Source organism: Skermanella pratensis (assembly GCF_008843145.1).
Classification (GTDB): domain Bacteria; phylum Pseudomonadota; class Alphaproteobacteria; order Azospirillales; family Azospirillaceae; genus Skermanella; species Skermanella pratensis.
The window spans coordinates 2,262,905-2,288,831 of the sequence record NZ_CP030265.1; the positions used below are offsets into that span (position 1 = coordinate 2,262,905).

Sequence of the window (25,927 nt, forward strand, 5' to 3'; positions counted from 1 at the left end):
CCATCCCCGGGAGGACCCGACCAGATGAAGACGATCAAGGGACCGGCAATCTTTCTCGCCCAGTTCGCGGGAGACTCCGAACCGTTCAATACCCTCGAGGGCATGGCCGGCTGGGCGGCGCAGCATGGTTTCAAGGGCGTGCAGATCCCGTCCTGGGACGTTCGCCTGTTCGACCTCGCCAAGGCGGCGGAGAGCAAAGCCTATTGCGACGAGGTCAAGGGCATCCTGAACGAGGCGGGCGTCGAGCTGACCGAGCTGTCGACCCACCTCCAGGGCCAGCTGGTCGCCGTCCATCCCGCCTACGATCTGGCGTTCGACGGCTTCGCGGCCCCGGAAGTTCGCGGCAATCCCGCGGCGCGCCAGCAGTGGGCGGTCGAGCAGCTCCAGCTTGCGGCGAAAGCATCGCAAAATCTGGGGTTGACGGCACACGCCACGTTCTCCGGCGCGCTCGCCTGGCCCTATCTCTACCCCTGGCCGCAAAGGCCGGCGGGACTGGTCGAGACCGCGTTCGACGAACTGGCGAAGCGCTGGCTGCCGATCCTCAACGAGTTCGACCGGGCGGGCGTCGATCTCTGCTACGAGATCCATCCGGGCGAGGATCTGCACGACGGCGTGACGTTCGAGATGTTCCTGGAGAGGGTCGGCGGCCATCCCCGGTGCAACATCCTGTACGACCCCAGCCACTTCGTGCTCCAGCAGCTCGATTATCTCGGCTACATCGACGTCTACCACGAGCGTATCCGGATGTTCCACGCCAAGGACGCCGAGTTCAACCCGTCGCCGCGCCAGGGTGTCTATGGCGGCTTCCAGGCCTGGATCGACCGCGCCGGGCGGTTCCGCTCGCTGGGGGATGGGCAGGTCGATTTCACCGGCATCTTCTCCAAGCTGACCCAGTACGGGTTCGACGGCTGGGCCGTGCTGGAGTGGGAATGCTGCATGAAGCATCCGGAGCAGGGAGCCGCCGAGGGGGCGGCCTTCATCGAGGCGCATATCATCGAGGTGACCGAGCGCGCCTTCGACGACTTCGCCGAGGCCGGCACCGATGATGCCGCCAACCGCAGCATGCTCGGCCTCGACCGCGCGGGAGGACAGCCATGACCATAAAAGGCAGCCAGGGAGAAGGCGACCAGGGCGGGGCGCTCAAGCGGCGCCTCCGGCTCGGCATGGTCGGCGGCGGGCACGGCGCCTTCATCGGCGCGGTCCACCGCATCGCCGCGCGCCTGGACGACCGGTGGGAACTGGTCGCGGGCGCCCTCTCCAGCGATCCGCAGCGGGCGCGGGACAGCGCCGCCGATCTCCACATCGCGGGTGACCGCGCTTATTCCGACTTCGCCGAGATGGCGCGGGCCGAGGCGGGGCGCCATGATGGCATCGACGCGGTCGCGATCGTGACGCCCAACCATCTGCATCACCCCGCCGCCCGGGCGTTCCTGGACGCCGGCATCCACGTCATCTGCGACAAGCCGATGACCGCGACGGTGGCGCAGGCCGAGGATCTGGCTGCGGCCGTGGAGGCGAGCGGCAGGCTGTTCGCCCTGACCCACAACTACACCGGATACCCCATGGTCAGGCATGCCCGCGAGTTGGTGGCGGGCGGCGGCCTCGGCACCGTCCGGGTCGTGCAGGTGGAATATCCGCAGGATTGGCTGACCGTCTCGCTGGAGGAGACGGGCCAGAAGCAGGCGTCCTGGCGGACCGACCCGGCGCAGACCGGCGGGGGAGGGTGTATCGGCGATATCGGCACCCATGCCTTCAACCTGGCGGAATTCGTCTCCGGCCTCCATTGCACCCAGATCGCCGCCGATCTTTCCAGTTTCGTGGAGGGACGGCGGGTGGACGACAACGTCAACATGCTGCTGCGCTTCAGCACCGGGGCGCGGGGCATGCTGTGGTCGAGCCAGGTGGCGCCCGGCCACGAAAACGGGTTGCGCCTCCGGATCTTCGGCGACAAGGCCGGGCTGGAATGGCACCAGGAGCAGCCGAACCATCTGCGCGTGACCCGGTTCGGGGAACCGCCGCAGCTCTTAACCCGCAATGGCCCGGGCTCCGGCCCCGCGGCGGCGCACGCCAGCCGGATTCCCGCCGGCCATCCCGAGGGCTACCTGGAAGGCTTCGCGCAGATCTACAGCGACATCGCCGAGCAGATCGCGGCGCGGATCGAGGGGCGGGATCCAGGCCCGGCGTCGCTGCTGGTGCCGACCGTCGCCGACGGCGTGCGCGGGGTCCGCTTCATCTCCGCCGCCGTGGACTCGAGCCGCAACAACGCGGCCTGGACAGCCCTTACGACCCATTGATCCGCCGGAGCTTCCGCCATGACCGCCCCCTGTTTCAAGAACATCGGCCGCATCCCCTTCAAGGGACCCGACTCCGACGATCCCCTGGCGTTCCGCCACTACGAACCCGACCGCATGGTGCTGGGCAAGCGGATGGCGGACCATCTGAGGGTCGCTGTCTGCTGGTGGCACACCTTCTGCTGGCCCGGCGTGGACATGTTCGGAGCCGGCACCTTCGACCGCCCATGGCAGGCGGCGGACACCATGGAGAACGCCGAACTGAAGCTCCATGCAGCGTTCGAGTTCTTCGAGAAGCTGGGCGTGCCGTTCTTCTGCTTCCACGACGCCGACGTGGCTCCGCTGGGGGAGACCATCGGGGACGGCGACGCCAACCTCGCCCGGATCGAGGAGTTGATGCGCGACGGCATCGACCGCACAGGCGTCAGGCTGCTGTGGGGGACCGCCAACCTGTTCTCGCACCGGCGCTACATGGCCGGCGGCGCGACCAACCCCGATCCGGAAGTGTTCGCCTTCGCCGCGGCGCAGGTCGCGCGCGTGCTGGAGATGACGCACCGCCTGGGCGGCGAGAACTACGTGCTTTGGGGCGGCCGCGAGGGCTACGACACCCTGCTCAACACCGACATGAAGCGGGAGCTGGACCAGCTCGGCCGGTTCATGTCCATGGTGGTCGAGCACAAGCACCGCATCGGCTTCAAGGGGACGATCCTGATCGAGCCGAAGCCCATGGAACCGACCAAGCACCAGTACGACCACGACGCCGCGACGGTCCACGCCTTCCTGCGGAAATACGGGCTGGAGAACGAGATAAAGCTGAACCTGGAGGTCAACCACGCCACGCTCGCAGGCCACTCCTTCGAGCACGAGGTCGTGTACGCCATTACCAACGGCCTGATGGGCAGCTTCGACATCAACCGCGGCGACCCGCAGAACGGCTGGGACACCGACCAGTTCCCCAACGACGACCGGGAGGCGGCGCTGGCGCTGTACCATGTCCTGTCGGCCGGCGGGCTGACGACCGGAGGCTTCAACTTCGACGCCAAGGTGCGGCGTCAGTCGATCGACGCGGAGGATCTGTTCATCGCCCATATCGGCGGCATGGACACGCTGGCTCGCGGCCTGCTGATGGCGGAGCGGATGATCGCGGATGGCAAGCTGGCCTCCCACGTGGCCGACCGCTATGCCGGCTGGGACCAGGGGCTGGGCGCCGATATCCTGGGCGGCCGGGTCGGGTTGGGCGAGCTCGCCAAGCTGGCCCGCGATCGGAAGCTGAAGCCGGAACCCCGCTCCGGCCGGCAGGAGTATCTGGAGAACCTGGTTAACAGGTATTAGGGTGGCGTCCACGCCTACGGTAAACGAGGAGCCGAAACCATGAACCTGCGGGATATCTCCACCGCCCTGAACCTGGATCCGGAGCTGCTTCGGGGCGGCACCCGCATCGTCCGCAGCCCGATCGACGGCACGGAGATCGGCCGGCTGAAGGACGACACGCCAGAGACGGCGGACGCCAAGATCGCCGCGGCGGCGGAAGCCTTCAAGACCTGGCGGCTGGTGCCTGCTCCCCGCCGAGGCGAGCTGATCCGCCTGCTGGGCGAGGAGCTGCGCGCCCACAAGGAGGCGCTGGGGAGCCTCGTGACCCTGGAGTGCGGCAAGTCGATCCAGGAAGGCTATGGCGAAGTGCAGGAGATGATCGACATCTGCGACTTCGCGGTCGGCCTGTCCCGCCAGCTCTACGGCCTGACCATCGCGTCGGAGCGTCCAGGCCACCGCATGAGCGAGACTTGGCACCCGCTGGGCGCGGTCGGCGTGATCTCGGCCTTCAACTTTCCGGTCGCGGTCTGGTCGTGGAACTTCGCCCTGGCGATCGTCTGCGGCGATCCCGTGGTCTGGAAACCGTCGGAGAAGACCCCGGTCACGGCGCTCGCCTGCCAAGCCCTGTTCGAGCGCGCGGCGGCCCGGTTCGGCGACGCCCCCGCCCGGCTGTCCTCCGTGCTGGTGGGCGGCCGGGAGATCGGCGAGCGTCTGGTGGACGACCCCCGCATCGCGCTGGTCAGCGCCACCGGCAGCACGCGGATGGGCCGCGAGGTCGGACCCCGTCTCGCCCAGCGCTTCGCCCGCTCGATCCTGGAACTCGGCGGCAACAACGCCATGATCGTGACGCCGTCGGCCGACCTGGAACTGGCGGTGCGCGCCATCCTGTTCGCCGCCGTCGGCACGGCGGGGCAGCGCTGCACCAGCTTGCGCCGGCTGATCGTCCATTCCGACGTCTACGACACGCTGGTCCCGCGGCTCCGGCAGGCCTATGCCGGCATCCCCATCGGCAATCCGCTGGACACGTCGAAGCTGGTCGGGCCGCTGATCGACCGCGACTCGTTCGACGGCATGGCCCGCGCGCTGGAGAGCGCCGCTGCCGAAGGCGGCAACGTGACCGGCGGCCGGCGCGTGCTGGCCGACGAGTATCCGGACGCCTTCTATGTCGAGCCAGCGCTGGTCGAGATGCCGGGGCAGACCGACACGGTGCGGCACGAGACTTTCGCCCCGATCCTCTACATCCTGCGCTATGACGGCCTGGACGAGGCGATCGCGTTGCAGAACGACGTGCCGCAGGGGCTGTCGTCCTGCATCTTCACGACCGACCTGCGCGAGGCCGAGCGGTTCCTGTCCGCCGCCGGCAGCGACTGTGGCATCGCCAACGTCAATATCGGCCCGAGCGGTGCCGAGATCGGCGGCGCCTTCGGCGGGGAGAAGGAAACCGGGGGCGGGCGCGAGTCGGGTTCGGACGCCTGGAAAGCCTATATGCGCCGGCAGACCGCGACAGTGAACTATTCCGACGCGTTGCCGCTGGCGCAGGGCATCGTGTTCGGGTGACGGGCTGGCCGGGGACCCGCTTACCGGCCGGTCAGGTCGGCGAGCGGCGGTCCCCGGCGGGAGCGGGTGAGTTCGACCAGCCCCAGCTTCGACATGCCGTAGACGTTGACGCCGGCGGGGTCGTCGGCGGTGGCTCGGGTAAGGCCGTCGAGGACCCGTTCCGCATCGGCCCGCGACGCCATGTTGATGAAATCCACGATCACGATGCCGCCGACATTGCGCAGCCGGAGTTGCCGGGCGATCTCCGTGACGGCGTCGAGGTTGGTGGCGAGGGCGTTGGGGCGCTCGCCGCCATTGACGTCGATCACGGTCAGCGCCTCGGTCCGGTCGATCACCAGGCTGCCGCCGCCGGGCAGCGGGACCTCCCGTTCGGTCAGGCGGAGGAACTCGCCTTCCAGGTCGTAGCGGTCGAACAGGGCGCCGGATTCGATACGGATCAGCGGCGCCAGGTCGGGCGCGCAGGCGGCCAATTCGTCGCGCAGGGACGGGTCTGCGACGGTTATCCCCGCGATCGGCCGCCCGCCGTTCTCGATCACCGCACGCACCGTTGCCGTTGGGCCGGGCCGGAGCGTGACCGGGGGCGTGGCCGTCGTCTGGCGTTCGATGCCGCGCCATGCCACGGCTAGGCTTTCGGCCTCGGCGGCCAGGGTGCCAGGTTCCACGCCGAGGGCACTGCCTCGGACGATCCAGCCGCCGCCCAGGCCGCCGGTGATCTCGGAAATCATCTGGGAAAGCCGGCCCCGCGCATCGCCCTGCGCCAGGCGGCGGGAGATCGAGATGCCCGGCTTGAACGGAGTCATCACCAGGAAGCGGCCGGGTAGGGTCACGTCCATGGTCAGCGAGGGACCCTTGCCGCCGCCGGGTTCCGCCTTGACCTGGACCAGCACCGGCTGGCCGGCCCGCAGGGCGGTACCGGCGCGTGCCGCCTTGCGGCTGGCGGGAGCCGCGGTGCGCAGGTCGGCGTTGTTCAGCAGGCCGGCAGCGCCGCCGATGTCCACGAAGGCGCCGTTCAGGGCGGTGACGATCCGGTCGACCCGACCCAGCACCACCTCGCCCAGCCGGCTCTGCCTGTCGGTGGTGTCGATATGGAGATCGGTCAGCCGCCCGTCCTCGACCACCGCGGCGCGCAGGAGCGGCCCGGAACGGTCGATCAGGATCTCGATGCCCCTGGACGGGTCGGTCACGTGTGAACGAGAGACGGGGAGGCGGGTACGAAGCCCGCGCCGCGCAGCATGTTGGCAACCTCGAACAGAGGCAGTCCCACGACATTGCTGTAGGAACCGCCGATCCAGCGGACCAGCGCCGCGGCGCGTCCCTGGATGGCGTAGCCACCGGCCTTGCCATGCCACTCGTTCGAAGCGATGTAGTCTTCCGTCTCCTCAAGGCTCAGCACCTTGAAGGTGACGGCGGTCTGGACGACCCTGTCGATGCTTCGCCCGTCGGGCAGTACCAGCGTGACGCCACCGTAAACCCGGTGCCGTCGGCCGGAAAGCAGCTTCAGGCAGGCTCGGGCCTGCTGCTCGTTCTCGGCCTTGGGGAGGATGCGGCGACCGCAGGCCACCACAGTATCCGCCGCGAGCACGAAAGCGCCTGCATGGCGCGACGCCACCGCGGCAGCCTTCTCGGCAGCGAGCCTTGCGGCATGCTGGGCGGGAAGCTCGTCGCGGATCGGGGTTTCGTCGATGTCTGCCGGGTCGATGCTGGCCGGGTCGATTCCGATCTGGCGCAGCAGGTCTAGACGCCGGGGCGAGGCAGAGGCGAGCACCAGCGTGTCGGATGCCGGCGGAACTGTCATGACGTGATGGTCACGGTCTGTCCAACGCGGCAGATTACTTGAAGCGGAATGTGATGCGGCCCTTGCTGAGGTCGTACGGGGTCATCTCCACATTCACCCTGTCGCCCGCGAGCACGCGAATGCGGTTCTTGCGCATCTTGCCCGAGGTGTGCGCCAGCACTTCGTGGTCGTTGTCCAGCTTGACCCGGAACATGGCGTTCGGGAGCAGTTCCATGACGGTGCCGGAGAATTCGATCAGATCTTCTTTTGCCATAAGTCCTTTAGTCCGTTCAGGAGATTCCGCGGAGATAAGTGATCGCCGGAACCACGCGGGTCAAGCGGTTTCCCGGCGCGGGCGCACAATAGGCCGATGCGCGGGAAAACGATACTGCCCATTCGACAAAAACCCGCCACAAAGTGCTTCCCCGCCAAAGGCCCCCCGGAAGGAGGATCCCCGTAAAGATGACAGCGCCAGCGCCGTCTCCGCCCCTATGCGGAGAAAGCGCTGGCGCCGCGGGACACCCGTGCCGGGGTGAGAGACCGGCCTTACTGCCGCTCGACCATCAGCTTCTTGATTTCCGCAATCGCCTTGGCGGGGTTGAGACCCTTGGGGCAGGTGCGGGTGCAATTCATGATGGTGTGGCAGCGGTACAGGCGGAACGGATCTTCGAGCTGGTCGAGCCGCTCGCCCGTCATCTCGTCCCGGCTGTCAGCGATCCAGCGATAGGCCTGGAGCAGGACGGCCGGGCCGAGATAACGGTCGCCGTTCCACCAGTAGCTGGGGCAGCTCGTGGTGCAGCAGAAGCACAGGATGCATTCGTAGAGGCCGTTCAGCTTCTCGCGCTCTTCCGGGCTCTGCAGCCGCTCACGGTCCGGCGGGGTGGCCGACTGGGTCTGGAGCCATGGCTTGATCGAGGTGTACTGGGCATACACCTGGCTCAGGTCGGGGACCAGATCCTTGACCACCTTCATGTGCGGCAGCGGGTAGATCGCGACGTCGCCCTTCACTTCCTCGATCGGCTTCAGGCACGCGAGCGTGTTGACGCCGTCGATGTTCATGGAGCACGAGCCGCAGATGCCCTCGCGGCAGGACCGCCGGAAGGCGACCGTTCCGTCGATGTCGTTCTTGATGTGGATCAGGGCGTCCAGCACCATCGGGCCGCACTTGTCGAGATCGATCTCGAACTCGTCCAGATGAGGATTCTGGCCGTCCTCGGGGTTCCACCGGTAGATCTTGAAGTTCTTGGCGCGCTTGGCGCCCTTAGCGTTCGAGACCCTCTTGCCCGGTGTGATCCGCGAATTGCGGGGTAGCGCGAACTCAACCATCGTATCAAATCCTCGAATACCTTGCCCGCCGCCAGCCGCGGCCCGGAGCCGGAACGGCCGATGCCGCCCCGGCCTTGTTGTGGCCTGTCAGGTCAATACACGCGCGCTTTCGGCGGGAACACCTGGACTTCGTTGGTCAGCGTGTAGAGATGGACCGGACGGAACTCGAAAGTCGTCTTGCCGCTCTCGTCGATACTGACGACCGTGTGCTTCATCCAGTTTTCGTCGTCGCGATCCGGGTAGTCTTCCCGGGCGTGGGCCCCACGGCTTTCCGTGCGGTTCGCGGCCGAGTTCATGGTCACGACCGCTTGGTACATAAGATTGTCAAGCTCCAGGGCTTCGACAAGGTCCGAGTTCCACACCATCGTACGGTCGGTGATGCTGACGTGCGGACGCTTCGCCCAGGCCGCCTGCATCAACTGAACGCCTTCCTCCAGCACCTCGCCGGTGCGGAAGACGGCGCAGTTGTTCTGCATGTTGCGCTGCATCTCGGCGCGCAGGTCGGCCGTCCGGACCTCGCCCTTGGCATTGCGCAGACGGTCGAAACGCTCCAGTGCCAGGTCGGCGCCATCCTTCGGGATCGCCCGGTGGGACGAGCCCTTCTCGATGATCTCCGACGCGCGTATGGCGGCGGCCCGGCCGAACACGACCAGGTCGAGCAGCGAATTGGAACCGAGACGGTTGGCGCCGTGAACCGACACGCAGGCGGCTTCGCCGATCGCCATCAGGCCGGGGACGACCTGGTCGGGGTTCTCCGGCGTCGGCCGGACCACTTCGCAGCGGTAGTTGGTCGGGATGCCGCCCATGTTGTAGTGGACGGTCGGCAGCACCGGGATCGGCTCCTTGGCCACGTCGACGTCGGCGAAGATCTTAGCGGTCTCGGCGATGCCGGGCAGGCGCTCGTGGATCACCGCTGGGTCCAGGTGCTCCAGGTGCAGGTGGATATGGTCCTTGTTGGCGCCGACGCCGCGGCCCTCGCGGATCTCGATCGTCATCGAGCGGCTGACCACGTCGCGGGACGCCAGGTCCTTTGCCGACGGGGCATAGCGCTCCATGAAGCGCTCGCCCGACGAGTTGGTCAGGTAGCCGCCCTCGCCGCGCACGCCCTCGGTGATCAGGCAGCCCGCGCCGTAGATGCCGGTCGGGTGGAACTGCACGAACTCCATGTCCTGGAGCGGGAGCCCGGCCCGCAGGATCATGGCGTTGCCGTCGCCGGTGGACGTATGGGCCGAGGTGCAGGAGAAGTAGGCCCGGCCGTAGCCGCCGGTCGCCAGCACCACCATGTGAGCGCGGAAACGGTGGATCGTGCCGTCGTCCAGGTTCCAGGCCATGACGCCGCGGCAGATACCGTCCTCGTCCATGATCAGGTCGAGCGCGAAATACTCGATGAAGAACTCGGCCTCGTGCTTCAGCGACTGCTGGTACAAGGTGTGCAGGATCGCGTGGCCGGTCCGGTCGGCGGCGGCGCAGGTGCGGTAGGCGCGGCCCTCGCCGAACTTGGTGGTCATGCCGCCGAAGGCGCGCTGGTAGATCTTGCCTTCGGCCGTGCGCGAGAACGGCACGCCGTAGTGTTCCAGCTCGATGATCGCGGGGATCGCCTCGCGGCACATGTACTCGATCGCGTCCTGGTCGCCCAGCCAGTCCGACCCCTTGACGGTGTCGTACATGTGCCAGCGCCAGTCGTCCTCACCCATGTTGCCCAGCGCCGCGCTGATGCCGCCCTGCGCCGCGACCGTATGGCTGCGCGTCGGGAACACCTTGGTGATGCAGGCGGTCTTCAGGCCCTTTTCAGCCATGCCGAAGGTGGCCCGCAGGCCGGCCCCGCCGGCTCCCACGACGACGACGTCGTAGGTGTGGTCGATAATCTGATAGGCGCTCGCCATCGCTGCCTCAGCCTCCGAATGCAATCTTGAGAACGGCGAAGATGCCGGCCACCGCCAGGACGAAGCACAGGAACTTCGCCGCAATGATCGCTACGACCTTCACCCACTCGTTATGAACATAGTCTTCCAGGACGACCTGGATACCGGAGGCTGTGTGGTGAAACGTCACACCGACGAACAGGATCATCATGATCGCCGAGAAGGGCGACCGCAGCCACTGGACGGCGGCGGCATGGCCGTCGCCGATGATGCTAAGGACCCCGAACACGAACCACAGGGTCAGCGGGATCAGGGCGATGGATGTCAGCCTGGACAACATCCAGTGGTGCGAGCCGGCCTTCGCCGAACCGAGGCCGCGGACGCGGCCGAGCTGGGTGCGCAGTCCGGGATTGGAGCTTGTGTTAGCCATCTGTCTTCCTCACCAGGCGATCAGGGCGGCGATCCAGGTCAGGATCGTGAGGCCGGCGGCGGCCCCGATCACGATCCAGCCGCCGATATACACCTGGGGAAGCTCCAGGCCGTAGCCCGTGTCCCAGACCAGGTGCCGGATGCCGGCGCAGAAATGGAACCACATAGCGAAGGTCCAGGCGAACAGCAGCAGCAGCCCGAAGAACGATCCCATGAACCCGGCTGCGCGCGCGTAGCTTTCCGGTCCCGCGGCGGCGGCGAGCAGCCACCAGACCATCAGTATCGTGCCCACCGTGAGCCCGATGCCGGTCACACGGTGCGAAATGGAAAGGACGGACGTGATCTGTGGTCGGTAAATTTGCAGATGGGGTGATAGCGGCCGACTGCCGTTCGACATATCTGACATCCTCGCTTGGGCTGCCGCAACTCGACGCGCGCGGCTGTGCGAAAACCCGGATTTTTATTTTGCGTGCTTGATTTACGCCGCCGGTCCCACCGAGTCAACGGCACCCGGCCGCATCGACCGCACTGCGGCACCGCGGTGCAGCATGATCCGTGCTTCCAATGGTTGCCCAGCCGGACGTCGTAGGGACGGAGGTCAAACGGCCGGTATGTGCGCGGTCGCGGCCGTAAAGTATCCGATTGCGGCGGACACAGTCCAGTGCAGCCGCCGGTCCGCTAACGGGTGTCAGTTTCTTTCCACGATGCGGGAAGAAATCGACGTTCTTGCGGCGTGATCGCCGGGATATGTCAGTTTCATTGAACTGGACTGACGCACCACTAACGATATCGCAAGTTATTATATCAGTGTGGCGGAATTATGGGCATCGTTGCCGTTGAAACCGGATCTGCCCGGAAGGAGCCGCGACCATTTGCGCCAGCGTCCATTTTTTTGCGATCGCAATGCGGAACATTCGGCTGCATCGCGTTAGGCCCGGCATCTGGCGCCGCGGGCCCGACGGGGCAGGGTGGCCCCGCAGCCGGGGACGGTGCGGGATTTGGTCACGAGCCGGCGCGGAACCGCTTGCCGTTGGTCAGGATATCGTTGTTGAAGCCTTCGGCGACGCGATCATCGCCGTCGGAGGCAAGACAGAGCGTGATGTTGATCGAGGCAAGGATTGCCTGGTCGATCTGGTCGGGATCCCGGACATAGCGTTTGATAGCCTGGAGCGCGCGGGTCACGGACTGTGCCATAACACTTAATCTCCGAAAGAATGCCGGCGTCCGCTGGTGTGTCCATTGGACCGTTACCGATATCCTGGCCTTGAACAGGCCGTTTGCCTGTGAAGCAGACCACGGCGGACCGTGAATAATCGCACGGCTTACCTGCGGTTCTGCTTCGGTGAATATCGGCTGGTTGCCGCTGACTTATAGCGTTAAAGAAATTAACTATAAGTGAACGGCGTGTGTGGCCGGCATACTACCACTTTCGCGTGGTTTGTCTTGCGGCGGAATGAAGCATGGAGCGACTCGAACGCGGCCTCAGTGCCCGCCCTCGACTTCGGCGCGCGGCTTGCGGACCAGCGGCATGAACAGGAACGCGGCGGCGAAGACGCACGCCATCAGCAGCAGGCAGTCGCTGAAGGTCAGGACCATGGCCTCCCGCTCGACCAAGCCGTGGACGATCTTCAGCGCGGCCTGGTCGGCGTCGCCAGGGATCACGCCGGACAGGCTGCCAGACAGGCCTTCCAGTAAGTCCTGGACGCCGGGCCGGGCGGTGGTTATGTTGTCGGACAACCGCGACATGTGGAGGGCGAAGCGGTCGATCAGCACCGTGTTGATCGCGGCCAGGCCGATGGCTCCGCCCAGGTTCCTCATCAGGTTGTAGAGGCCGCTGGCGTTCTTGAGCTGGTCGGGCGGCAGGGTGCCGAGCGCCAGCGTGTTGATCGGGATGAAGCACAGCATCAGGGAGAAGCCGCGGATCGCCTGCGGCACGAACAGCTCCCAGAAATCCGACTCGGCGGTGAGGATCGAGTTGAGATACACGCCGAAGCCGAACATCGCGAGGCCCAGCGCGAGCATCAGGCGCAGGTCCATCTTCCGGGACAGGATGCCCGCGACCGGCGCCGACACGAACTGGAACATGCCGGTCACGAACATCACCATGCCGATCTGAAGGCTGTTGAGGCCGCGGATGCGGTCGAGGAACAGCGGCATGATGTAGACGGCGCCGTAGAGCCCGACGCCGATGACGAAGCTGAACAGGCAGCCGATCGCGAAATTGCGGTCCCTGAAGGCGCGCAGGCCGACGATCGGGTTGTGATAGGTCAGGACGCGGCGGAAGAACAGCACGGCGCTGACGGCGCACACGGCCGCCGCCGTCGCGATGGCGTGATCCTCGAACCAGTCGTTGCGCGGCCCTTCCTCCACGACGAACTCCAGCGTGCCCAGGAAAAGCGCCATGAACAGCAGGCCCGGGAGGTCGAAACCCTTGAGCACGCCCAAGTCCGGCTTGTCGACGTCGACGAAGCTCCAGACCAGGGCGGACACGGCCAAGCCGGGGCCGACATTGATCAGGAACAGCCAGTGCCACGACAGGCTTTGCGTCAGATAACCGCCCAGGGTCGGCCCCAGGGTCGGCGCCATGGTCGCGACCAGGCCGATCATGACCGACACGCCGGCGCGCCGGTCCGCCGGGAACAGGGAAAAGCTGGTGGCGAACACGGTCGGGATCATGGCGCCGCCCAGGAAGCCCTGCAAAGCGCGGAAGGCGATCAGCGACTCGATGTTCCAGGCGAAGGCGCAGGCAATGCTCATGGTGGTGAAGCCGATCGCCGAGACGACGAACAGCCAGCGGGTCGACATGACGCGCGCCAGGATGCCGGACAGCGGGATCATGATGACCTCCGCGATCAGGTAGGAGGTCTGGACCCAGCTGATCTCGTCGGCGCTTGCCGAAACTCCGGCCTGGATTTCCGCCAGGCTGCTCGACACGATCTGGATGTCGAGGATCGCCATGAACATGCCTACGACCATGGCGAAGAAGCCGATCCAGTCCTTCGCCGTGACGCGCCGGGCCGCCGCGCCTCCAGCCGCCATCACTTGCGTCCCGGCTCGGCCGCTGCGGCGGTTCCGAAGATTCCGCCCGCCGCCAGCGGCCCGATCCCCTCGTCCCGGGTATCGACCGAAACCTCGACCGAAAGCCCCGGCCGGAGCAGGCCGGCCAGGGGGTTGTCGGACGGCACGGCGATGCGGACGGGAATGCGCTGGACGACCTTGGTGAAGTTGCCTGTCGCGTTCTCCGGCGGCAGCAGGCTGAACTGCGCGCCGCTGGCGGGCGCGAAGCTTTCAACCGCGCCGCGCAGCACCTGTCCGGGGAAGGCGTCGACCGACAGGTCGACCGACTGGCCGCGCCGCATGCCGACGAGTTGGGTTTCCTTGAAGTTCGCGACGACGTACACGTCGGGGAGGGGAACGACGGCGAGAAGTGCCGAGCCCGCCTTGACATACTGGCCCAGCTGGACGCCCTTGTTGCCGATCACGCCGCCGACGGGCGCGCGGATCACCGCATGGTCCAGGTTGTTCCGCGCCAGGTCGAGGTTGGCCTTGGCCTGCCGAAGCTTAGCCTCCGCCTCCTTGCGCGACGCTTGGAGGACGCCGAGCTGGTCATGCTCCGCCGCCAGGCCGGCAATCGCCTTGTTCAGCGCCGCCTCGGCCTTGCGGAGGTCGGCCTCCGCGGTGTCGTACCGCTGGCGGCTTACCGTATCGCCGCTGACCAGGCTTCTCACCCTGTCGTAATCCTGCCGGGCGCGATGCAGGTCGGCCTCGGCGCCCGCGACCGTCGCTTGGCTCTGCACGATCATCGAGTGCTCGAGGGTGATCCGGCTGTCGATGCTGCCGATGGCGGCCTGCGCAGCCTCCATCGCAGCGTCGGCCTGTGCTTCCTGCGCCCGGTACTCGGCGTCGTCGATCACCACGAGGACGTCGCCGGCCGCGACTTCCTGGTTCTCGATGACACGGATATCGGCGACGTATCCGGCGATCTTCGGGCTGACGACCGAGATGTCGCTGTGCACATAGGCATTGTCGGTCGATTCCAGGAAGCGCCCGACGGTCCACCAGTGCCAGCCGAAGTAGCCGCCGACCGTCAGCACCAGGACAGCCGCCACGACCGGGATCGACTTGCGCATCATCCATAACTCCCCAAAGAGCGCCGTCCCCCGGGATTGCGCGAACTGACTCGGCTCGGTCGAACTGAACGGTTCAGTTCGCTCCGCTCCTCCGCAAAGTGAGCAGGCCAATAAGTCTTGTCAATGTGAAACTGAACGGTTTAGTTTAGTATACGAACCTTGCTTTCCGGAGATGACGAGATGCCCAGGACGGCCGTTCAGGACCAGCACCCCGGAATCCGCCAGGGGCAGAAACCCGCCCAGATCATGGCGGCCGCGAAGACGCTGTTCACCAGCCAGGGATTCGGCGCGACCAGCATGGATGCCATCGCCCGCATGGCGAATGTTTCCAAGGCGACCCTCTATGCGCATTTCTCCGGAAAGGAGGAGCTTTTCGCCGCGATTGTCAGTCACGAGTGCCGAACCCAGCAGAGCCTGCTGTGGGCACCCGGTGTGGAGGAGAAAGAGGTCGAGGACGCGCTCCGCGAGATCGGCCGCAACTTCCTGGGACTGATCCTGTCGGCGCCGGCCGTCGCCATCCTCCGTGTCGTCGTGGCGGAGTCCGCCAGGTTCCCGGATCTCGGCCGGATCTTCTTCAATTCCGGTCCAAACCAGATGAGGCAGAGCCTCGGTTCCTATCTCGCCACGGCGGCGGCGCACGGCCGGATCGACACCGACGACCCCGGGCGCGCGGCCGAACACTTCATCGGAATGCTGCAGACCCCGGTCCACTTCAGCGTGCTGTTCGGCGTGAAGGATCATTTCTCTCGGGATGAACTCGACAGGGTCGTGACGGATGCCGTGGGGGCGTTTCTCCGTGCTTATCTGCCACGCGATCGGATGGAGAAGTCGTGACATAAGTGGTACATTCTTCGAGGGAACGCTGACTTCAAAGCGCTTCGTTCGTTATTGAGCAGTCATTCAGCCTACTACTCCTGTCAGCAACATCGGTTTCCCGGAAAATCCTGATGAATCAGGCGGACCTGAAAACATCAATTCTGCTGACGGTTGCTTGAGTATTTAGCTTAAATTGAGAGATGCGAAACCGTTCATGACTCAGGAACTCGCCGTCGCGGACCACTCCCGACCGGCAAAGGCCCGTATCGCGGTCGCCGTGATCTTCTTCGTCAACGGCGCCGCCCTGTCGAGCTGGATTCCCCATATCCCGACGGTGCAGCAGAAGCTTGGCTTGAGCACCGGCACGCTGGGGCTCGCGCTGCTGGGAATTGCAGGCGGATCGCTTGTATCCATGCCCATAGCCGGATGGCTTATCGCGCGGCATGGTAGCCGCGTCGTCACGCTGACAGCGGCATTCCTGTACTGCCTCGCGGCGCCGCCGTTGCTTCTGGCCTCGAGCCTGCCGACGCTGATCATGGCCTTGATCCTGTTCGGGGCGTTCAACGGCGCGATGGACGTCGCGATGAACGCTCACGGCGTGGCGGTCGAGCGCGCCATCGGACGGCCGGTGATGTCGTCGCTCCACGCGCTGTTCAGCATCGGCGGGCTGGTAGGGGCGGGGAGTGCGGTGGTCCTGCTGCCGTTCGGGATGACGCCGGCGGCCCATGTGACCGCGGCGGCGGCCGGGGGGTTTCTCCTGGTGCTCGGCTCCGCGCGTTTCCTGCTGCCCCCGGGAGTCGATATCAGCACCGGCGGCGGCCCCCGTTTCGTTCTGCCGCGCGGGCGGTTGCTGGTGCTGGGGGTCATGGGCTTCTTCATCCTGATGATGGAGGGCGCCATGTCGGACTGGACCGCGGTTTACCTGAAAATCGACCTGGGGACCGGCGCAGCGTTTGCGGGGGCCGGTTATGCCGTCTTCTCCGCAACCATGGCGATCGGGAGGCTGACCGGGGACCGCATGGTCGCCAGCTTCGGTCCTGTTGCGATGGTCCGGTGGGGATCGCTGCTGGCGGCGGCCGGCTTGGGCGGAGCATTGCTGCTGCACGATCCGGTGGCCGCGGTCGTGGGCTTCGGCCTTGTCGGGCTGGGCCTCGCCAATGTCGTCCCGATCCTGTTCAGCGCGGCCGGAAGGACCCCGGGCATGGCTCCGGGATCGGCGATCGCCGCCGTGACGACGGCTGGGTATTTCGGCTTCCTCGCAGGGCCACCGCTGGTCGGCTTCGTCGCCGAAGGGATTGGGCTGCCTAGCTCCCTTGGCATCCTTGCCGCTGCGGTCGGATTGGTGGCATTCCGGTCAGGGGTGCTGGCACCGCGAGCCGGGACGGCGCGATAGTAAGGAGTTTTTTAGCGTCGGGGAGATGATGCGGTGAAGAACGGGGCGGCAGGTTCACGGTAAGACGCCCTGCGGCGGACCGGCGCCTAGCGTTCGCCGGGCGACCGCAGGGCAGAAGAAAAGCCTGTGCTTTTCCTCAGTGGCGGGAGAGCCGCGCCAGTTCGTCCTTTACCCTGAGTTTATCAAACTTAAGTTTCTTGATGTCGATATCTTCCGAACCCGGCTGCTTCTGCAGGGCTTCTATCTGTCTGTCGAGCGAGGCATGGCGGTCGCGTAGAGCCTGAATGTGATTCTCGTTCACCATGTGACGTGCTCCATGTCTTTCAGACTATAACATGAGAAGCATACACACTCTCGAAGGGATTGCTAGCCTCTTCGTGTATGAAATTGAAAGAATCCCGGCGTTCTACGCAACAATGGGCCAGTTTAGATGCATACCAGAATAATTTTTCTTAAGATTGCAAACGAAAGTCGAGTTAACCAATGTTTCCCGGACTTTGAGGTCGAGCCGTAGGGAATGAGGGTTTCGGCAACGGCCACATGGCGGCACGCATGGCTTGACCACGCGGGTATTCCGCATGGGGCTCGAAGCATCGCCGATCCGATAAAGGAAAAATGGTGCCCAGGGACGGATTTGAACCGCCGACACGGGGATTTTCAGTCCCCTGCTCTACCAACTGAGCTACCTGGGCGCCGCCGTCATCCCGCATCGGCCGAAGTTGCCGTGCTGCGGTGGGGCAGGGACGTGCTTATAGAAAAGATCGCCGAGGCTGTCCAGGGGAGAAGTTGCCGGAAGTGCTTGTCAGCGTAATCCGGTTACACGACATTGGGGGAAGAATTCCCCTTGCGGAGGCTGGCTGCCGTGGTGGAGCGGCATCCGGATGAGTTTCGCGCCGGCCTCGTCGAGATCGAGGATCGATTGGCAAGACTGGTGGACCGCATTGATCGTTTGCGTCCGGTTTATGAGACGCCCGCCGTCAACGACGTGAATCCAACTCGATCCGGGCTCAGATATATGACGAGCGCGGCGATTGACAGCGTATTCGAATTTCTGCGGGGCAGTCGGTAGGGAGGTGGTGCCCAGGGACGGATTTGAACCGCCGACACGGGGATTTTCAGTCCCCTGCTCTACCAACTGAGCTACCTGGGCATCCTGTCCGGCGTAGCCTGGAGCGTCGCCGTCGGGGCGTGCTTGTAGGAAATATTACGGGACCTGTCCAGCACCGGATTTCATTTTCGCGCAGATTTCGTGAACCGGCCGCCTGGCCTTCCGGCTGCCATGAAGGGAGTAGCCGTCCGCGTCCCGCATTCCCGGTTCGCGCCGTCGATGACGCGGCGCAACATGGTATCCTGTGAGATCATGTCGCAAGGTGCCGAAAGCCCATGACGGTATGATGACAGCAGCAAGCATCCAGCCCGAAGGGGGTGACGTCATGAAGATCGTCGCGCGCGAACAAAACAGTTTCCGGATCACCTGCCCGAACGGCCATGACTTCACCGCTCCGCGCCACAGCATCTCGGTGGAGTGCCCGGCCTGCGGCGCTACCGGAAGCACCCGGGAACTGGTGGACAGGATGATCAAGACCGCGGAGCGGCAGCAGGCGACAGCCGCCTAAGGGTTTGAGGCTCCTGGGTCAGCCGCACCACGGCCCGCGTGGGCGCGATACGGCTGACGCAGTCGTCGGATCAGGCGGCGGATCAGGCGGCGGCGGTGCCGCCAACGGTCAGGCCGTCGATCCGCAGGGTCGGCTGGCCGACGCCGACCGGCACGCCCTGGCCTTCCTTGCCGCAAGTGCCGATACCCGGGTCGAGCGCCATGTCGTTGCCGATCATGCTGACCTTGGTCAGCGCGTCGGCACCGTTGCCGATCAGGGTGGCGCCCTTCACGGCGGGACCGATCCTGCCGTCCTCGATCAGGTACGCTTCCGAGGCGGAGAAGACGAACTTGCCCGAGGTGATATCCACCTGCCCACCGCCGAAGTTAACGGCGTAGAGGCCCTTCTTGACCGAGCGGATGATTTCCTCCGGCGTCTTGTCGCCGGAGCGCATCACCGTGTTGGTCATCCGCGGCATCGGGTGATGGCCGAAGCTCTGGCGGCGGCCGTTCCCAGTCGGCTTGGCGCCCATCAGGCGGGCGTTCATGCGGTCCTGCATGAATCCTACCAGGATGCCGTCCTCGATCAGGGTGGTGGACTGGCTCGGCGTGCCCTCGTCGTCGACCGTCAGCGAGCCGCGCCGGCCCTCGATGGTCCCGTCATCGACCACCGTCACCCCCGGAGCGGCGATCCGCTGACCGAGAAGCCCGGCGAAGGCGGACGTCTTCTTGCGGTTGAAGTCGCCTTCAAGCCCGTGGCCGATCGCCTCGTGCAGCAGGATGCCGGGCCAGCCGTTGCCCAGCACGACCGTCATCTCGCCGGCCGGCGCCGCGACCGAACCCAGGTTGACCAGGGCCTGTCGGAGCGCTTCGTCCACCTGCCCCCGCCAGGCGGTAGGGTCCAGGTAGGCGTCGTAGCTGGTCCGGCCGCCGACGCCGTGGCCGCCGCTCTCCATGCGGTCGCCATCGGCGACCACGACCGAGATGTTCAGGCGGACCAGCGGGCGGACGTCGGAGACGCGCAGCCCGTCGGCGCGGATGATCTGGACCGCCTGCCACTCGCCGCCGATCGACGCGGAAACCTGCCGGACCCTCGGGTCACGGCCCCGTGCATAGGCGTCGATGTCCGACAGCAGCTTGACCTTGGTCTCGAAATCGACCAGGGCGAGCGGGTTGATCGCCTCGTAGAGCGCGCGGTTGGTGCCGGTCGGCGGCTCGGCCATGGTGCCGCTGTGGCCGGCATGGACCGCCTTGACGGTCTCCGCCGCGCGGCGGATGGCTTCTTCCGACAGGGTGGAGGCGTGGGCATAGCCGGTCGACTCGCCGGAGATCGCGCGGAGACCGAAGCCCTGGCTGGTGTCGAAGCTGGCGCTCTTCAGCTTGCCGTCGTCCCAGGCCAGGCTTTCGGACTGGCTGTATTCCAGGAAGAGTTCGCCGTCGTCGGCACCCGCCAATGCTTCCGACACGATCGATTCGGTGCGTGACCGGTCGAGCCCGGCGCGGTTGAAGAAGATGTCGTCGGTTACGGCGAGCGTGCTCATACAAGACTCCGGAAGGGGGGATGCCGTGGCAACTGGCCCATCATAAGGGTAGAATACTTATGTGGGCCAGCCCCGGCGGATGTGAAGGGCCGACCGAGGCCCGGCCCTCGCCCCCCGTCCTTCACGCCACGGCCGTCAGCCGGCGGGCTGCGGCTCCATCTTCCGCTCAAGCGCCTGGGCGATCAGGTCGCGGGTATTGCCGATGCCGTACAGCTCGATGAAGCTGCCCATGCGCGGTCCCATGGTCTGGCCCAACAGCACCTCGTAGAGCGCCTGGAACCAGCTCTTCAGGTCGGCGAAGCCGTGCCGCTTGCCGATCTCGTAGACCTGGAACTGGATCTCCTCCGCCTTGGCGCCGTCGGGCAGCCGGCCCAGCTCGTCCAGCAGCTCCCGCATCGCCGCGCGCTCCTGTTCGGTCGGCGCGCGGTATCGCTTCGTCGGCTTGACGAAGTCCTGGTAATAGTTCACCGCGTACTGCACCAGCCGGTCCAGGAACGGTGCGCTTTCGGGATTGGCATCGGGCGCGTAGCGGGTGATGAAGCCCCACATCACGTCCTTGCTCTCCGCGTTGGCGACGCCGGCCAGGTTCAGCAGGATGTTGAAGCTCAGGTCGCTTCGCGCCTCCGGCGGGTGGCCGCCATGGATGTGCCAGGCCGGGTTCTCCAGCTTGCGGGCCGGCTCCTCCGACGGGAACTTGGAGACGAAGGCCAGGTACTCGTCCACCGCCCGGGGGATCACGTCGAAGTAGAGACGCTTCGCGACGCGCGGCTTCTGGAACATGTAGAGCGACAGGCTCTCCGGCGGAGCGTAGCGCAGCCATTCCTCGACCGACAAGCCGTTGCCCTTGGACTTCGAGATCTTCTGGCCCCTGTCGTCCAGGAACAGCTCGTAATTGAAGCCCTCCGGCGGCTGGGTGCCCAGGATGCGGCAAATCTTCCCGGCCAGTTCGACCGATGGAATCAGGTCCTTGCCCGACATCTCGTAGTCGACGCCAAGCGCGTGCCAGCGCATGCCCCAGTCCGGCTTCCATTGCAGCTTGCAATGGCCGCCGGTGACGGGAGCCTCCTTCTTCCGGCCGTCCTCGTCCTCGAACACGATGGTGCCGGCATCCACGTCGTGTTCCAGGATCGGTACCTGGAGCACGCGGCCCGTGGTCGGGGAGACCGGCAGGAACGGGCTGTAGGTCGCCGCCCGCTCCTCGCGCAGCGACGGCAGCATCACCTTCATGACGGCGTCGTAGTTCCGTAGAACGGTCAGCAGCGCCTCGTCGAACCGGCCCGAACCGTACCAGTCGGTCGCGGACTGGAATTCGTACTCGAACCCGAAGCTGTCGAGGAAGCCCCGCAGCATCGCGTTGTTGTGGTGGCCGAAGCTTTCGAACTTGCCGAACGGGTCGGGCACCTTGGTCAGCGGCCTGCCCAGGTATTCGCGCACCATCTCCTGGTTCGGGATGTTGTCCGGGACCTTGCGCAGCCCGTCCATGTCGTCGGAGAAGGCGAACAGGCGGGTCGGCACGTCCGGCGCCATGAGCTGGAAAGCGCGGCGCACCATGGTCGTGCGCGCGACCTCGCCGAAGGTGCCGATATGCGGCAGTCCCGATGGCCCGTATCCGGTCTCGAACAGGACATAGCCTTTGGCCGGCGCTTTGCCCTTGTAGCGCGCGATCAGCTTGCGCGCTTCTTCGAAGGGCCACGCCTTGGCCTGCAATGCCAATTCCTGTTCGCCAGACATCGTACTTCACCGCTCGGGATATAGATTGGAAGCGGCGACCCTAGGGAACTTGGGCGCGCCGGTCAATCGCGACGCGACGCCGGCAATCGGGGCCGGGGGAGTTGTCGTGCATCGGGGGGCTGGCTACCATGGCATCCCTCCGGCAACTCCGATGGCCTTCATGATGCAGGACGTGATCGACGCCTTCGCCGCCGCGGCCGGCCTGATCCTGGGATTCGACGACCAATTGGCCCGGATCGTGCTGCTGTCGCTGCGCGTCACCCTGACGGCTGTCGGGATCGCCATGGTGATCGGCCTTCCGCTCGGCGCGATGCTGGGGATCGCGCGGTTTCCGGGCCGGGGACTCGCCATCGTCCTGTGCAACGCCCTGATGGGGCTGCCGCCGGTCGTGGCCGGGCTCTTGGTCTACCTGATGCTGTCGCGTTCCGGCCCGCTCGGCGGGCTGGGTCTGCTGTTCACCCCCGCAGCCATGGTCATCGCCCAGACGGTCCTGGTCACTCCCATCGTCATCTCGATCACCCGGCAGGTGGTCGAGGACATGTGGAGCGAGTACGAGGAGCAGCTTCGTTCCCTTGGATCGACGCGCCGGCGCGCGATCCCGACGCTGCTGTGGGACGCGCGCTTCAGCCTGGTCACCGGCGTGCTCGCCGGTTTCGGCCGGGCCAGCGCCGAGGTGGGGGCGGTGCTGATCGTCGGCGGCAACATCGCCGGCGTTACCCGGACCATGACCACCGCGATCACGCTGGAAACCGGCCGCGGCGACCTGCCCCTGGCGCTCGGGCTCGGCATCCTGCTGCTGGCGCTGACCCTGGCGATCAACGCCGCGGCCTATGCCGTCGGACAGGTGGCGCGGCGGTCCGCCGGCTGAGCGGACGGCGTCAGTCGTCGTACCGGCGCCATTTCTTCTTCTTGCCATGGCGATGGTGGTGATGGACCTCCCGCCCGCCGTCCGGCGTGGTCAGTGCGCCCAGCAGGGCGCCGCCGGCACCGCCGACCAGGGCGCCGCCGAGGGGATCGTAGCCGAACAGGTAGCCTCCCGCGGCACCGGCACCCGCCCCCAGCGCGCCGCCCGTGGCGGCGCGGCGCTCGGCATGGTTCAGCGTGCAGGCCGACACCAGGATGCAGCCGGCCAGCAGGGAAACGGTACCCAACTTCATCGTCATGGAAGAGCCTCATGGATCAACTGGAGGCAGCCTGCCGCAATGCCGGCGCATGCCCTGTGACCAGCATCACCTTGCGCGAAATAAAGCGGTAGTGCCGCTTCCGGGCCGGGGTGCGACCGGAGGGATTACGCCTCGGCCAGCAGCAGGTCGGCGCTGAGTCCGCCGCCGGGCCGGTTGCGAAGCGTGACGTCGCCGCCGTGGGCTCGGGCGATCGTGCGGGCGACGGAAAGGCCGAGGCCGGTGCCGCCGGTATCGCGACTGCGCGACCGCTCCAGCCGGTAGAAGGGGGCGAAGACCTTCTCCTGCTCCTCCACCGGAATGCCCGGTCCGTCGTCGTCTATGCGTATCGCGACATGCCCGTCTTCCCGATGGTCCAGCAGCGCCACCCGGGCGCAGCCGCCGTATTTCAGGGCGTTGTCGATCAGGTTGCCGATCGCGCGGCGCAGCGCCACCGGGCGGCAGGCGATCGTCCTGTGCTCCGGACCTGAATAATCGATCGTGTAACCGGCATCCCCGAGGTCGTCGACAAGGCTTTGGAGCAGCGCCGCGAGGTCGATCGGAACGCGCGGCTCCTTGCGGGCGTCGTCGCGGGCGAAGGCGAGGGTGGAGGCGATCATCGTCTCCATCTCCTCCAGGTCGGCCAGCATCTTGCGCTGCTGCTCCGGGTCTTCGACGAACTCGGCGCGGAGCCTCAGGCGGGTCAGCGGCGTGCGCAGGTCATGGCTGATCGCGGCCAGCATCTGCGTGCGGTCCTCGACGAACCGGTGCAGCCGGGTCTGCATCTGGTTGAAGGCGCGGGTCGCCTGCCGCAGCTCGCGCGGCCCGGCCTCCGGGAGCAGCGGGGCCTCGCCGTCGACGCCCAGCCGCTGGGCCGCCTCCGCGAACCGCTTCAGCGGCGCGCTCAGCCGGCGTCCAACCCACAGGGACAGCCCGAAGATGACCAGCCCGACAAGCCCCATCCACAAGCCGAAGCGGATCAGCCGGAAAGGGCCGTCCCGGTCGGGGTCGGACCGGAACACCAGCCAGGTGCCGTCCGACAGGGGCAGCGCCATCTGCATGACGTTGCCGAACAAGCGCGCCTCGATCGGCGCCAGGGGACCCGGGCTGGGCGGGCCGTTCCGCACCTCGATCAGGATCTCCCGCGTCGGGTCCTCCAAGGCGTTGCGCAGCCTCCGGCGGAAACCGTCCAGGGGAAACCCGACCTGGTTCCGGCCGATCTCCGGCGCCCTGGGGCGCCATTCCACCTCCAGACCGGGCGCATCGACCGCGCGCACCACCCGCGGCCGGAACTGGGGCTGGGTCTCGTCGGCGAGGCGGACGATGGCCGCCACCCGCTCGACCATCTCCCGGGGGCTGTGCCGCGGATGGCCTTCGCCGCGGTCGGTCACGTATACCAGCGCGCTGATCGCCTGGGTCAGCGCCAGCGCCATCAGCACCGTCAAGCCAAGCCGGACCGCGATCCCCGCCGGAAGGAACCGCCGCTTGAACCGCTCCCACATGTCAGGCCTTCGTGACGGTCGGGGTGAAGATATAGCCGCCGCTGCGCACCGTCTTGATCAGGGTAGGCTCCTTCGGGTCCGGCTCGATCTTGCGGCGGAGGCGGCTGACCTGGACGTCGACGCTGCGGTCGAACGGCATGGCGGTGCGCCCGCGCGCGAGGTCGAGGAGCTGGTCGCGGTTCAGCACCCGCTGGGGATGTTCGGCGAAGGCTACCAGCAGATCGAACTCGCCGGCGCTGAGTTGGACCAGCACGTCGTCGGGCGACCACAGCTCCCGCTTGGCGACGTCGAGCCGCCACCCTTCGAAGGTCAGCCCGCGGATGGCCGCTTCCGCCGAAGCTCCGACCGGCAGTCCGGTGGAGCGTCGCAGCACCGCCTTGGCGCGGGCCAGCAGCTCGCGCGGGTTGAAGGGTTTCGCCAGATAGTCGTCGGCGCCCATCTCCAGCCCGACGATCCGGTCCGTCTCCTCGCCCATGGCGGTCAGCATGATGATGGGAACGGCGCCGGCCGGCCCGGGCTGGGCGCGCAGGCGGCGGCACAGCGCCAGCCCGTCCTCGCCGGGCATCATGAGGTCGAGGACGATCAGGTCGATACGGGAAGTCTCCAGCAGCTGCATCATCTCCGCCCCGTCGCGGGCACTTGACACGCGATAGCCGTGCTTGGTGAGGAACTGGGAGATCAGGGTGCGTATTTCCCGATCGTCGTCGACCACGAGAAGGTGGGGCTGCTTGTCCATGGCCGGCATCATCGTTCAGGGAATATCGGAGAGCTAAGGGAATTGTTGTAACGGATCGTTACAGCGGGGGCGCCGGTTACACAGCGTTACCAAATGCCCCTGCCGGAGACATCGAACGGCAAAGGTCGTCCCCCATCTTCAGGTCATCGAAGCGACGATTTGCTTCGCAGGACAGATGGAGACAGAAGATGAATCGTACCGTTTTGGCAACCGCCGTGCTCGGCACGATGCTCGCAGCCGCCGTCCCGGTCTTCGCCCAGGGCGGTCCCGGCGGTCCCGGCGGCGGTCCTGGCGGCCCCGGTGGTCCTGGTCCGCGCTTCGAAAGGATGTGCGAGAACCTGGACGCCCGCGTCGCCGGCATGCTGGCCTTCGCGGAGACCCGTCTGAGGATCACCGACGCCCAGCGTCCGGTTTGGGACAATTTCGCCCAGGCGGTCAAGAACAGCGAAAGCCCCATGAAGCAGCGCTGCGAGAACCCGGAGGCTTTCACCCGCCCCGCGACCCTGCCGGAGCGGGCCCAGCGCATGGAGGAGATGATGACGGCCCGGCTTGAGCAGGTCCGCCAGATCCGCCCGGCGCTCGACCAGCTCTATGCCGGCTTCTCGGACGAGCAGAAGAAGACCGCCGACGAGATGATGGAGCGCATGATGCGGCACGGGCCGGGCGGCTTCGGCGAGTTCGGTCACGGGCCGCGCCACGGCCGCGGGCATGGTCATGGCCATGGCGACGGCCCGCGCGGTGACCGCGGCCCGATGTAACCGGCGGGTGTGGAGG

General features: G+C 66.4%; 26 protein-coding genes and 2 tRNA genes. 10 read left to right on the forward strand and 18 right to left on the reverse strand.

The window, feature by feature from the left end; genetic code table 11:
* Positions 1–24 precede the first annotated feature (24 nt).
* Genes DPR14_RS10200 through amaB form a run of 4 tightly spaced genes read left to right on the forward strand, consistent with a single transcriptional unit; the run spans position 25 to position 5,159 of the window.
* Complete coding sequence (locus tag DPR14_RS10200; protein ID WP_158045030.1) at positions 25–1,098, forward strand: sugar phosphate isomerase/epimerase family protein; 1,074 nt, start codon at positions 25–27, stop codon at positions 1,096–1,098.
* Complete coding sequence (locus DPR14_RS10205; protein ID WP_158045031.1) at positions 1,095–2,294, forward strand: Gfo/Idh/MocA family protein; 1,200 nt, start codon at positions 1,095–1,097, stop codon at positions 2,292–2,294. Before DPR14_RS10200 ends, DPR14_RS10205 begins: the two co-directional genes overlap by 4 nt.
* 18 nt (positions 2,295–2,312) lie before the next feature.
* On the forward strand, positions 2,313–3,623 hold the full coding sequence (gene xylA / locus DPR14_RS10210; protein WP_158045032.1) for a xylose isomerase: 1,311 nt from the start codon (positions 2,313–2,315) through the stop codon (positions 3,621–3,623).
* 39 nt (positions 3,624–3,662) lie between these two features.
* Entirely contained in the window at positions 3,663–5,159 is a 1,497-nt protein-coding gene (amaB, locus tag DPR14_RS10215) for an L-piperidine-6-carboxylate dehydrogenase (protein WP_158045033.1), read from the forward strand.
* 20 nt (positions 5,160–5,179) lie between these two features.
* Here the strand turns inward: amaB and DPR14_RS10220 are convergent, their stop codons facing one another.
* The 10 genes from DPR14_RS10220 to DPR14_RS10265 form a co-directional block, all read right to left on the reverse strand.
* Positions 5,180–6,343: a ribonuclease E/G gene (locus tag DPR14_RS10220; protein WP_158045034.1), complete on the reverse strand. Its 1,164-nt coding sequence runs from the start codon at positions 6,341–6,343 to the stop codon at positions 5,180–5,182.
* Complete coding sequence (locus tag DPR14_RS10225) at positions 6,340–6,954, reverse strand: Maf family protein (protein ID WP_158045035.1); 615 nt, start codon at positions 6,952–6,954, stop codon at positions 6,340–6,342. Before DPR14_RS10225 ends, DPR14_RS10220 begins: the two co-directional genes overlap by 4 nt.
* Positions 6,955–6,988: 34 nt before the next feature.
* Positions 6,989–7,207 carry a translation initiation factor IF-1 gene (gene infA / locus DPR14_RS10230; RefSeq protein WP_037452069.1) on the reverse strand — a complete coding sequence of 73 codons (219 nt, stop codon included), beginning with the start codon at positions 7,205–7,207 and terminating at the stop codon, positions 6,989–6,991.
* A gap of 272 nt (positions 7,208–7,479) precedes the next feature.
* Positions 7,480–8,259: a succinate dehydrogenase iron-sulfur subunit gene (locus DPR14_RS10235; protein WP_158045036.1), complete on the reverse strand. Its 780-nt coding sequence runs from the start codon at positions 8,257–8,259 to the stop codon at positions 7,480–7,482.
* Positions 8,260–8,351: 92 nt separating this feature from the next.
* The gene (gene sdhA, locus DPR14_RS10240) at positions 8,352–10,142 is read right to left on the reverse strand and encodes a succinate dehydrogenase flavoprotein subunit (RefSeq protein ID WP_158045037.1); all 1,791 of its coding nucleotides are present in this window, start codon (positions 10,140–10,142) and stop codon (positions 8,352–8,354) included.
* Between the two features lie 7 nt (positions 10,143–10,149).
* The gene (gene sdhD, locus DPR14_RS10245) at positions 10,150–10,551 is read right to left on the reverse strand and encodes a succinate dehydrogenase, hydrophobic membrane anchor protein (protein ID WP_158045038.1); all 402 of its coding nucleotides are present in this window, start codon (positions 10,549–10,551) and stop codon (positions 10,150–10,152) included.
* Positions 10,552–10,560: 9 nt separating this feature from the next.
* Complete coding sequence (gene sdhC / locus DPR14_RS10250; RefSeq protein ID WP_343038723.1) at positions 10,561–10,956, reverse strand: succinate dehydrogenase, cytochrome b556 subunit; 396 nt, start codon at positions 10,954–10,956, stop codon at positions 10,561–10,563.
* A gap of 596 nt (positions 10,957–11,552) precedes the next feature.
* Positions 11,553–11,744: a hypothetical protein gene (locus DPR14_RS10255; RefSeq protein ID WP_158045040.1), complete on the reverse strand. Its 192-nt coding sequence runs from the start codon at positions 11,742–11,744 to the stop codon at positions 11,553–11,555.
* A gap of 288 nt (positions 11,745–12,032) precedes the next feature.
* Positions 12,033–13,589 (reverse strand): DHA2 family efflux MFS transporter permease subunit, encoded by a 1,557-nt coding sequence (locus tag DPR14_RS10260; protein ID WP_158045041.1) that lies wholly within the window; start codon positions 13,587–13,589, stop codon positions 12,033–12,035.
* Positions 13,589–14,683, reverse strand: coding sequence for an HlyD family secretion protein (locus DPR14_RS10265; protein ID WP_246149136.1), 1,095 nt, complete (start codon positions 14,681–14,683; stop codon positions 13,589–13,591). The genes DPR14_RS10260 and DPR14_RS10265 overlap by 1 nt, the downstream gene beginning before the upstream one ends.
* A gap of 177 nt (positions 14,684–14,860) precedes the next feature.
* Here DPR14_RS10265 and DPR14_RS10270 point away from each other — a divergent pair, with 177 nt between their 5' ends.
* Both DPR14_RS10270 and DPR14_RS10275 read left to right on the forward strand, forming a co-directional pair.
* Complete coding sequence (locus DPR14_RS10270; RefSeq protein WP_158045042.1) at positions 14,861–15,514, forward strand: TetR/AcrR family transcriptional regulator; 654 nt, start codon at positions 14,861–14,863, stop codon at positions 15,512–15,514.
* Positions 15,515–15,710: 196 nt separating this feature from the next.
* The gene (locus DPR14_RS10275; RefSeq protein ID WP_158045043.1) at positions 15,711–16,889 is read left to right on the forward strand and encodes an MFS transporter; all 1,179 of its coding nucleotides are present in this window, start codon (positions 15,711–15,713) and stop codon (positions 16,887–16,889) included.
* Between the two features lie 136 nt (positions 16,890–17,025).
* Here DPR14_RS10275 and DPR14_RS10280 read toward each other — a convergent pair whose 3' ends face one another.
* A complete protein-coding gene (locus DPR14_RS10280) occupies positions 17,026–17,193 on the reverse strand; it encodes a YdcH family protein (protein ID WP_158045044.1) in 168 nt (55 codons plus the stop codon).
* A gap of 312 nt (positions 17,194–17,505) precedes the next feature.
* Positions 17,506–17,581: transfer RNA gene (locus DPR14_RS10285), tRNA-Phe, on the reverse strand.
* Between the two features lie 152 nt (positions 17,582–17,733).
* Here DPR14_RS10285 and DPR14_RS10290 point away from each other — a divergent pair.
* Positions 17,734–17,958: a hypothetical protein gene (locus tag DPR14_RS10290; protein WP_192499392.1), complete on the forward strand. Its 225-nt coding sequence runs from the start codon at positions 17,734–17,736 to the stop codon at positions 17,956–17,958.
* Between the two features lie 5 nt (positions 17,959–17,963).
* On the opposite strand, the gene DPR14_RS10295 is transcribed toward DPR14_RS10290, so the two are convergent.
* Positions 17,964–18,039: transfer RNA gene (locus DPR14_RS10295), tRNA-Phe, on the reverse strand.
* Positions 18,040–18,280: 241 nt separating this feature from the next.
* Here DPR14_RS10295 and DPR14_RS10300 point away from each other — a divergent pair.
* Positions 18,281–18,505 (forward strand): hypothetical protein, encoded by a 225-nt coding sequence (locus DPR14_RS10300; RefSeq protein WP_158045046.1) that lies wholly within the window; start codon positions 18,281–18,283, stop codon positions 18,503–18,505.
* Positions 18,506–18,587: 82 nt separating this feature from the next.
* Here the strand turns inward: DPR14_RS10300 and tldD are convergent, their stop codons facing one another.
* Entirely contained in the window at positions 18,588–20,024 is a 1,437-nt protein-coding gene (gene tldD / locus DPR14_RS10305; protein WP_158045047.1) for a metalloprotease TldD, read from the reverse strand.
* Positions 20,025–20,159: 135 nt separating this feature from the next.
* Positions 20,160–21,755, reverse strand: coding sequence for a lysine--tRNA ligase (locus DPR14_RS10310; RefSeq protein ID WP_158045048.1), 1,596 nt, complete (start codon positions 21,753–21,755; stop codon positions 20,160–20,162).
* A 106-nt stretch (positions 21,756–21,861) separates the two neighbouring features.
* On the opposite strand from DPR14_RS10310, the gene DPR14_RS10315 reads away from it, so the two are divergent.
* Positions 21,862–22,623 (forward strand): ABC transporter permease, encoded by a 762-nt coding sequence (locus DPR14_RS10315; RefSeq protein WP_343038724.1) that lies wholly within the window; start codon positions 21,862–21,864, stop codon positions 22,621–22,623.
* Positions 22,624–22,633: 10 nt separating this feature from the next.
* On the opposite strand, the gene DPR14_RS10320 is transcribed toward DPR14_RS10315, so the two are convergent.
* From DPR14_RS10320 to DPR14_RS10330, 3 genes are all read right to left on the reverse strand, one after another.
* A complete protein-coding gene (locus DPR14_RS10320; protein WP_192499393.1) occupies positions 22,634–22,918 on the reverse strand; it encodes a hypothetical protein in 285 nt (94 codons plus the stop codon).
* A gap of 125 nt (positions 22,919–23,043) precedes the next feature.
* A complete protein-coding gene (locus DPR14_RS10325; RefSeq protein ID WP_158045049.1) occupies positions 23,044–24,417 on the reverse strand; it encodes an ATP-binding protein in 1,374 nt (457 codons plus the stop codon).
* A 1-nt stretch (position 24,418) separates the two neighbouring features.
* Positions 24,419–25,153, reverse strand: a complete 735-nt coding sequence (locus DPR14_RS10330) for a response regulator (RefSeq protein WP_158045050.1) — start codon at positions 25,151–25,153, stop codon at positions 24,419–24,421.
* Between the two features lie 188 nt (positions 25,154–25,341).
* Here DPR14_RS10330 and DPR14_RS10335 point away from each other — a divergent pair, with 188 nt between their 5' ends.
* Positions 25,342–25,911: a Spy/CpxP family protein refolding chaperone gene (locus DPR14_RS10335; protein WP_158045051.1), complete on the forward strand. Its 570-nt coding sequence runs from the start codon at positions 25,342–25,344 to the stop codon at positions 25,909–25,911.
* Positions 25,912–25,927: the final 16 nt, after the last annotated feature.

What these genes read in the sequence shown, in the direction of transcription:
- DPR14_RS10270 (WP_158045042.1), top strand. Translation starts at nt 14,861, where the DNA reads ATGCCCAGGACGGCCGTTCAGGACCAGCACCCCGGAATCCGCCAGGGG.
- DPR14_RS10300 (WP_158045046.1), top strand. Translation starts at nt 18,281, where the DNA reads ATGATGACAGCAGCAAGCATCCAGCCCGAAGGGGGTGACGTCATGAAG.
- infA (WP_037452069.1), bottom strand. Translation starts at nt 7,207, where the DNA reads ATGGCAAAAGAAGATCTGATCGAATTCTCCGGCACCGTCATGGAACTG.
- sdhC (WP_343038723.1), bottom strand. Translation starts at nt 10,956, where the DNA reads ATGTCAGATATGTCGAACGGCAGTCGGCCGCTATCACCCCATCTGCAA.
- DPR14_RS10200 (WP_158045030.1), top strand. Translation starts at nt 25, where the DNA reads ATGAAGACGATCAAGGGACCGGCAATCTTTCTCGCCCAGTTCGCGGGA.
- amaB (WP_158045033.1), top strand. Translation starts at nt 3,663, where the DNA reads ATGAACCTGCGGGATATCTCCACCGCCCTGAACCTGGATCCGGAGCTG.
- DPR14_RS10310 (WP_158045048.1), bottom strand. Translation starts at nt 21,755, where the DNA reads ATGTCTGGCGAACAGGAATTGGCATTGCAGGCCAAGGCGTGGCCCTTC.
- DPR14_RS10255 (WP_158045040.1), bottom strand. Translation starts at nt 11,744, where the DNA reads ATGGCACAGTCCGTGACCCGCGCGCTCCAGGCTATCAAACGCTATGTC.
- DPR14_RS10235 (WP_158045036.1), bottom strand. Translation starts at nt 8,259, where the DNA reads ATGGTTGAGTTCGCGCTACCCCGCAATTCGCGGATCACACCGGGCAAG.
- DPR14_RS10280 (WP_158045044.1), bottom strand. Translation starts at nt 17,193, where the DNA reads ATGGTGAACGAGAATCACATTCAGGCTCTACGCGACCGCCATGCCTCG.
- DPR14_RS10260 (WP_158045041.1), bottom strand. Translation starts at nt 13,589, where the DNA reads ATGGCGGCTGGAGGCGCGGCGGCCCGGCGCGTCACGGCGAAGGACTGG.
- DPR14_RS10335 (WP_158045051.1), top strand. Translation starts at nt 25,342, where the DNA reads ATGAATCGTACCGTTTTGGCAACCGCCGTGCTCGGCACGATGCTCGCA.
- DPR14_RS10225 (WP_158045035.1), bottom strand. Translation starts at nt 6,954, where the DNA reads ATGACAGTTCCGCCGGCATCCGACACGCTGGTGCTCGCCTCTGCCTCG.
- DPR14_RS10275 (WP_158045043.1), top strand. Translation starts at nt 15,711, where the DNA reads ATGACTCAGGAACTCGCCGTCGCGGACCACTCCCGACCGGCAAAGGCC.
- sdhD (WP_158045038.1), bottom strand. Translation starts at nt 10,551, where the DNA reads ATGGCTAACACAAGCTCCAATCCCGGACTGCGCACCCAGCTCGGCCGC.
- DPR14_RS10265 (WP_246149136.1), bottom strand. Translation starts at nt 14,683, where the DNA reads ATGATGCGCAAGTCGATCCCGGTCGTGGCGGCTGTCCTGGTGCTGACG.
- xylA (WP_158045032.1), top strand. Translation starts at nt 2,313, where the DNA reads ATGACCGCCCCCTGTTTCAAGAACATCGGCCGCATCCCCTTCAAGGGA.
- tldD (WP_158045047.1), bottom strand. Translation starts at nt 20,024, where the DNA reads ATGAGCACGCTCGCCGTAACCGACGACATCTTCTTCAACCGCGCCGGG.
- sdhA (WP_158045037.1), bottom strand. Translation starts at nt 10,142, where the DNA reads ATGGCGAGCGCCTATCAGATTATCGACCACACCTACGACGTCGTCGTC.
- DPR14_RS10320 (WP_192499393.1), bottom strand. Translation starts at nt 22,918, where the DNA reads ATGACGATGAAGTTGGGTACCGTTTCCCTGCTGGCCGGCTGCATCCTG.
- DPR14_RS10330 (WP_158045050.1), bottom strand. Translation starts at nt 25,153, where the DNA reads ATGGACAAGCAGCCCCACCTTCTCGTGGTCGACGACGATCGGGAAATA.
- DPR14_RS10205 (WP_158045031.1), top strand. Translation starts at nt 1,095, where the DNA reads ATGACCATAAAAGGCAGCCAGGGAGAAGGCGACCAGGGCGGGGCGCTC.
- DPR14_RS10325 (WP_158045049.1), bottom strand. Translation starts at nt 24,417, where the DNA reads ATGTGGGAGCGGTTCAAGCGGCGGTTCCTTCCGGCGGGGATCGCGGTC.